This is a genomic window from Lentzea sp. HUAS TT2, from assembly GCF_051853195.1.
Classification (GTDB): Bacteria; Actinomycetota; Actinomycetes; order Mycobacteriales; family Pseudonocardiaceae; genus Lentzea.
Map to the genome: position 1 here is coordinate 5,608,738 of NZ_CP196667.1, position 7,843 is coordinate 5,616,580.

Annotated in this window: 1 protein-coding gene; it reads left to right on the forward strand. The window is 70.7% G+C overall.

The window, feature by feature from the left end:
* The first annotated feature begins 13 nt into the window (after window positions 1–13).
* Complete coding sequence (locus tag ACSHWB_RS27725; RefSeq protein WP_439656217.1) at window positions 14–7,807, forward strand: type I polyketide synthase; 7,794 nt, start codon at window positions 14–16, stop codon at window positions 7,805–7,807.
* Window positions 7,808–7,843: the final 36 nt, after the last annotated feature.

The window sequence follows — 7,843 nt, forward strand, 5'->3', positions numbered from 1 at the left end:
GAGCGACGTCGGGATGTTTCGAACCGAACTGATCCGGCCGTTGTCCGAACTGCTGCGCTACCACGCCGCGAACGTGCCGGAGAAGGTCGCGTTCGCGGACTCGCGCCGCGCGGTCACGTACGCGGAGCTGGAGCTGCGCACCCGGCGGCTCGGCGGGCATCTCGCCGGCCTGCGGCTGCAGCCGGGCGACCGGGCGCTGATCTTCCTGGGCAACAGCGTCGACATCATCGAGAGCTACCTGGGTGTCACGCGCGCGAACGCGGTCGCGGTGCCGTTCAACCCGCACTCCGCCGACGCCGAGCTCGCCTACGTGCTGGACGACAGCGGCGCCCGTGTCGTTATTACAGACGTCGCGCACGTCGACCAGGTCCGCAAGCTCCTGCCGGGCCGTCCTTATCTCCAGGTGATCGTCAGCGGCGACGAACAGCTGCCGCGCGGCGGTTCCGTTGTGTCGTATCAGGAACTGACCTCGCGGGACCCTGCCGTGCCGGCGCGCGACGACCAGGGCCTCGACGACGTGGCGTTCATGCTCTACACCTCCGGCACCACCGGCAAGCCGAAAGGCGTGCTGTCGACCCAGCGCAGCTGCCTGTGGTCAGTCGCCGCCTGCTACGCCCCGGTCATCGGCCTGAACCAGGAAGACAAGGTGCTGTGGCCGTTGCCGCTGCACCACTCTCTCGCGCACGTGCTCTGCGTCGTCGGCATCACCGCGGTCGGCGCTTCGGCGCGCATCCTCGACGGGTTCGCCGCCGACGAGGTGCTGAACGCGCTGGAAAGCGACGACTACACCTTCATGTGCGGTGTTCCCGCCATGTACCACCATCTTGTCGACGTCGCGCGCACTCGCAAGGTCTCGTCGAGCACGCTGAAGCGCTGCCTGACCGCGGGTGCGGCGTGCCCGCCGGCGTTGCGAGTCGAGTTCGAGGCCCTGTTCGGCGTCGCACTGCTCGACGGCTACGGCAGCACCGAGACGTGCGGCCTGATCGCGGTGAACTGGGCGCAGGGCACCAGGGTTCCCGGTTCGGTCGGCCTGCCGGTGCCGGGCCTCGCGGTGCGGCTGGTCGACCCGGACACCTGTGTCGACGTCGACGTGGAGGCCGAGGGCGAGGTGTGGGTGCGCGGCCCGAGCCTCATGGCGGGCTACCACAACCAGCCGGAGGCGACGGCGCAGGCGATGCCGAACGGCTGGTACCGCACTGGCGACCTGGCCAGGCGCGACCTCTACGGCTACGTCACGATCACCGGCCGCGTCAAGGAGCTCATCATCCGCGGCGGCGAGAACATCCACCCCGGCGAGGTGGAGGAGGTGCTGCTCAAGGTCCCCGGTGTCGCCGACGCCGCGGTGGTCGGCAAGCCGCACGACATCCTCGGCGAGGTGCCGATCGCGTTCGTCGTGCCCGGCAAGCAGGGCCTCGACCCGGTGCGACTGTACGACGCCTGCCGCGAGCAGCTGTCGAACTTCAAGGTGCCGGAAGAGCTGTACGAGATCGACCACATCCCGCGCACGACGTCGGGCAAGATCACGCGGCACGTGCTGCTCGACCGCCCCGCCCGGCTGAGGGCGGCGAGCGGCGGGCAGCACGAGTCGTTGCTGCGCATGGACTGGGCGCCGATGCCGTCCGTGCGCACCACCTCTCTTGAACTGGCCAAGCGCTGGGCCGTCGTCGGCCCGGACATGTTCGGCCTGACCGTGTCGCTGGCGTCGGCGGGCGTGCACGTCGCCACCTATCCCGACGCGGCGGCACTGCACGTGTCCGTTGTGGACGGAGAGCCCGCGCCGGACGTCGCGGTGCTGTGCTGCCCGGACGACATGGACACCGGCGGCAAGCTCACGACGGCCGCGCAGGACGCGTTGCGCAAGGTCGGCGGCGTGCTGCGGACCTGGGTGAACGACGACTGGTTCGCGCACTCCCGCCTGGTCGTGCTGACGCGCGGCGCGGTCGCGGCCGGTGTCGAGGACGTGCGCGACCTCGTGCACGCGCCGGTGTGGGGGCTGCTGCGGTCGTTGCAGGTCGAGTTCCCGAACCGGTTCACGCTGATCGACATCGACGACCAGGCGCCGTCCACCAGCGTGCTGCCGCTCGCGGTGGCCGCCGGTGAACCGCAGCTCGCGATCCGGTCGGGCATCGCGTTGATGCCACGGCTCAAGCGCGTCTCGGCATCGGTCGACAGCGACGAGGTGCTGCGCATCGACCCGAAGCGCACCGTTGTCGTGACGGGTGCGGACGGGACCATGGGCGCCGCGCTGACCCGGCACCTCGTTGCCGCGTACGGCGCTCGCCACCTGCTGCTGATCAGCCCGCGCGGCCGCACCGACGAGGCGACCGCGCAGCTGGAGTCGGAACTGTCCGAGCTGGGCGCGAAGGTCGCGGTCGCGGCGTGCGACGTGGCGGACCGCGCGGCGCTGGCCGAGGTGCTGGGCAAGCTCAAGCGGCCGATCACCGCGGTCATCCACGGCGAGGGAGAGCATCCCGCGAAGCCGATGGCGAACGTGCCGCGCTCCGACGTGTTCCGGTCCGTTGTGGACGGTGCGGTGAACCTGCACCAGCTCACGAAGAGCGGCGACGTCACGGCGTTCGTCATGCTCTGCACGGTCGCCGGCGCGCTGGGTCTGGCCGGTTCCGGCGAGCAGGCGGCGGCGAACTCGTTCCTGGACGCCCTGGCCCGCTACCGGCGCAAACGCGAGCTGGCGGCGACCTTCCTCGCGGTCGGGTCGACGGACGCGCCGACCACGGCGTCACGCGTGGGTGAGCTGTCGACGCACGAGTTCGCCGCGATGTTCGACGTCGCGACCTCGGCCGGCCTCGCGCAGGCCGTGATCATGCGGATCAACAGCGCGGCGCTGCGGGAGCAGACGTCGTCGACCGAGGTCCCGGCGTTGCTGCGCGGCCTGATCGACGTCTCCGCGCGGCTCGCCACCCCGGACGAGCGCGACCTCTCCGCCTTACGCCAGCGCCTCGTGGCCATGTCGCCGGAGGAGCAGGACATCTTCCTGCTCAACCTGGTGCGCACGGAGGTCGCGGGCGTGCTCGGCCTGACCGGTGCCGAGCGCGCCGAGTCGAAGAAGACGTTCCGCGAGCTCGGCCTGACCTCGGTGACCGCGGTCGACCTGCGCAACAGACTGACTGCCGCGACCGGACTGCACCTGTCCGCGCCGGTCGCGTTCGACTACCCGACGCCGGTGGTGCTGGCCCGGCACCTGCGGGCGGAGCTGCTCGGTGAACGCGCTTCCGTCGTGCCGCTGGAGATGGTGCGGTCCGCGCCGGACGAGCCGATCGCGATCGTGGGCATGGCCTGCCGCTATCCCGGCGGGGTGGCGTCGCCGGAGGACCTGTGGCGGCTGGTGATGTCGGGCGCCGACGTCGTGTCGCCGTTCCCCGCCGACCGCAACTGGGACCTGGAGAAGCTGTTCGACGGCGCCTCGCACACGCGAAGCGGGGGTTTCCTGCACGACGCGGCCGACTTCGACGCCGAGTTCTTCGGGATCTCGCCGCGGGAGGCGCTGGCGATGGACCCGCAGCAGCGGCTGTTGCTGGAGGTCTCCTGGGAGGCCCTGGAACGCGCGGGCATCGACCCCTCGACATTGCGCGGCACCAACGGCGGCGTGTTCGCGGGCGTGATGTACCACGACTACGGCGCCGGGCTGCTGGACGCGCCCGCCGGGACCGAGGGGTACTGGACGACAGGCACGGCGGGCAGTGTCGTGTCCGGCCGCGTCGCCTACACCCTGGGACTGCAGGGTCCGGCCGTCACCGTCGACACCGCCTGTTCCTCTTCTCTGGTCGCCCTGCACTGGGCCGCGCAGTCGCTGCGCTCCGGCGAGTCGTCGATCGCGCTGGCCGGCGGTGTGACGATCATGTCGACACCGCAGACGTTCGTGGAGTTCTCCCGCCAGGGCGGGCTGTCGGCGGACGGCCGCTGCAAGGCGTTCTCGGACTCCGCCGACGGCACCGGCTGGTCGGAAGGCGCCGGTCTTGTGGTGCTGGAACGGCTGTCGGACGCCCGCAGGCACGGTCACACGGTTCTCGCCGTGTTGCGTGGTTCGGCGATCAACCAGGACGGCGCGTCGAACGGCCTGACCGCGCCGAACGGTCCTTCGCAGCAGCGTGTGATCCGGCAAGCGCTTGCGTCCGCCGGATTGTCCACTTCGGACGTGGACGTGGTCGAGGCGCACGGCACCGGCACGACGCTGGGTGACCCGATCGAGGCGCAGGCGTTGCTCGCGACCTACGGGCAGGACCGCGACCTGCCGCTGTGGCTCGGTTCGGTGAAGTCGAACATCGGCCACACGCAGGCTGCCGCGGGTGTCGCTGGCGTGATCAAGATGGTGATGGCGTTGCGGCACGGCACGTTGCCGCGCACCTTGCACGTGACGGCGCCGTCGACCCACGTGGAGTGGGGAAGTGGCCGCGTCGAGCTGCTGACCTCGGACCAGCCGTGGCCTTCGGTGACGCGGGAACGCCGTGCCGCCGTGTCGGGGTTCGGTGTCTCCGGCACGAACGCGCACGTGATCCTGGAGGAGGCACCCGAGGTCGAGGTGACTCCAGAGGAGCCGTCGTCGGTGCTCTCGGTGGTGCCGTGGGTGGTGTCCGCCAAGACCTCCGTCGCGCTGGACGCGCAGCTGGAGAGGTTCCGGGCGGTGCAGGCGCCCGTCCTGGACGTCGCCGCGTCGCTGGTGTCGACGCGGACGCAGTTGGAGCACCGCGCGGTCGTCGTGGACGGCACGGAGATCGCGCGCGGTGTCGCCTCGGAGCGGCCACTGGCCGTGTTGTTCTCCGGTCAGGGCTCGCAGCGGCTCGGCATGGGACGTGAGCTGTACGAGCGGTTCCCCGTGTTCGCCTCGGCCTTCGACGCGGTGCTGGAACACCTGGACGGTTCGTTGCGCGAGGTGATGTGGGGTCATGACGCCGACGTGCTGAACGAGACCCGCTACACGCAGCCGTCGTTGTTCGCGATCGAGGTGGCTCTGTTCCGGCTGGTCCAGTCGTTCGGTGTGCGGCCGGACTTCGTGGGCGGGCACTCGATCGGCGAGATCGCCGCCGCGCACGTGGCCGGGGTGTTCTCGCTGGAGGACGCCTGCCGGCTGGTCGACGCGCGGTCACGGCTGATGCAGGCGCTGCCTCCGGGCGGGGCGATGGTCGCGGTGCAGGCCACCGAGGAGGAAGTGCTGCCGCTGCTGGGTTCCGAGGTGTCGATCGCGGCGGTGAACGGGCCGCGGTCCGTCGTCGTCGCGGGCACCGAGGACGGCGTCGAGGCGATCGTGGCCCGGTTCGCCGATCGCAAGACTAAGCGTCTCCCGGTCAGCCATGCGTTTCACTCGCCCTTGATGAACCCGATGCTGGACGACTTCCGCGCGGTCGTCGAGGGACTGTCGTTCTCCGAGCCGCAGATCCCGGTCGTGTCGAACGTGACCGGGCAGCTCGCCGTGCGCGAACAGCTGACGTCGCCGGAGTACTGGGTTCGGCACGTGCGGGAGGCCGTGCGGTTCGCCGACGGCGTGCGGGCGCTGGGACGTCAGGGTGTGTCGGCGTTCCTGGAGCTCGGGCCTGATGGCGTGCTGTCGGCACTGGTCGCGGAGATGACGGAGAACGGCGCGGTGCCGCTGGACACCGCTGTGGTGCCGGTGCTGCGCCGCGAACGGCCCGAGGAGGCGTCCGCGGTGTCGGCGTTGGCGCGCCTGAACGTCGTGGGTGTGCCGGTCGACTGGACCGTGTTGTTCGAGGGCACCGGCGCCGTTCGCGTCGACCTGCCGACCTACGCGTTCCAGCGCGCCCGTTTCTGGCCGGAGCCCGAGGTCGCGGTCGGCAGGGCCGATCCGCTCGACGCGGCGTTCTGGCAGCTGGTGGAGAACGACGAGCTGGCCTCCGTGCTGGAGCTCGATCCCGAGGTCGCGGCGGCCGTCGTGCCGGCGTTGTCCTCGTGGCGAACCCGGCAGCGCGCGCAGTCCGTGGTGGATTCGTGGCGGTTCCGGGAGTCGTGGAACCGGCTCTCGCTGACCGGTGCCTTCTCCGGGTCGTGGCTGGTCGTCGTGCCACCGGGGGAGCAGGACACCTGGACGCGGGACATCGTGGAGATCCTCGGCGGTGTCGCCGTCTCGCTGGACAACGTCTCCGGGCTGACAGGTCGTGAGTTCACGGGTGTCGTGTCGTTGCTCGGTGTCGCGGACGACTCGGGTGACGTGCCGTTCCCGTTGTCCGGGACGCTGGAGCTGCTGAAGGCTCTGGAAGGCGTCGAGGCTCCGTTGTGGACGGTGACGCGCGGTGCCGTGTCGACCGGGCACGGGGACATCGTGACGTCACCGGTGCAGGCCGCGCTGTGGGGTCTGGGCCGGGTCGCCGCGCTGGAGATGCCGCGCCGGTGGGGTGGCCTGATCGACCTTCCGGGCAGCGTGGACAACCAGATCGCGCAGGGTCTGCAGGCGGCGCTGAGGAACTCTCTGGGTGAGGACCAGATCGCGGTGCGCGGCAACGGTGTGTTCGCCCGTCGCCTGGTGCCCGCGCCGCGCGGTGAGCACGGCGAGGACTGGAAGCCGTCCGGCACGGTCCTGATCACCGGTGGTACCGGCGCGCTGGGCGGGTTCGTGGCCCGATCCATTGCCGCGCGAGGCGCCTCGCGCATCGTGCTGACCTCGCGCCGTGGTTCGCTCACCCCGGGGATCGAGCACCTGGTGGCCCAACTGGAGGGCTTCGGCGCCGAGGTCTCCGTCGAGGCTTGCGACGTCGCCGATCGTGCTGCTCTTGCGTCGTTGTTGAGTGATCTTCCCGATCTGACCGCTGTTGTGCACTGTGCCGGCGTCGACTCCGGCGACGCCCCGCTGTCGTCGCTGACGGCCGACCAGCTCGGTTCGTTGCTGCGCGCCAAGATGGTCGCGGCGCGGAACCTGCACGAGCTGACCGGGGACCTCGACGCGTTCGTGCTGTTCTCGTCCGGTGCGGCGGCGTGGGGCAGCGGTGGCCAGCCCGCGTACTCGACCGCGAACGCCTACCTGGACGGCCTGGCGCAGTTCCGCCGCGGTCAGGGCCTCGTGGCGACGTCCGTGCAGTGGGGTGCGTGGGCCGAGGCCGGCATGGCGACCGACCCGCACGCCTACGACCAGCTGCGCCGCCACGGCGTGCTGCCGATGGATCCCGAGCTGGCGCTGACCGCGCTGGTGCAGGCCGTGTCGGACGGCGAGACCGTGCTGACCGTCACGAACACCGACTGGGCCCGGTTCGCGCCCGGCTTCACCGCGTCCCGTCCGTCGCCGCTGTTCTCGTCGATTCCCGAGGTCGTCGCTGCCCTGGTGCCCGATGCCGACGTGGCCGGCGCCGAGGTGGCGTTGCAGGAGAAGCTCGCGGGTCTGTCCGAGGCAGACCGCTCGCGGGTGCTGCTGGACCTGGTGCGCTCCGAGGCGGCCGCGGTTCTCGGTTACTCGGGTGTCGAGTCCATCCACGCCGAGAAAGCGTTCCGGGACCAGGGTTTCGACTCGCTGACCGCCGTGGAGATGCGCGACCGCCTGAAGTCCGCGACGGGTCTGCCCGTGCCGTCCGCGCTGGTGTTCGACTACCCGACGCCGCGCCTGGTCGCCGAGCACCTGCTGACCGGCCTGTCCTCGGCTTCCGACGGCTCCGCACTGGCCGAGCTGACCCGGTTCGAGGCCTTGGTGGCGTCGGCGTCCTCGGAGGAGCACGACGTGATCCGTGATCGCCTGGAGAAGCTGCTCGGGCGCCTGAAGAAACCTGTGTCCACTTCGGACGAAGACATCCGCAACGTCTCCGTCGAGGACCTCCTGAGCATCATCGACGACGAGTTGCTCGACCTCTCGTAGAAGCAGTGTTTGCCCGCACGAAATGAGGACGGACCA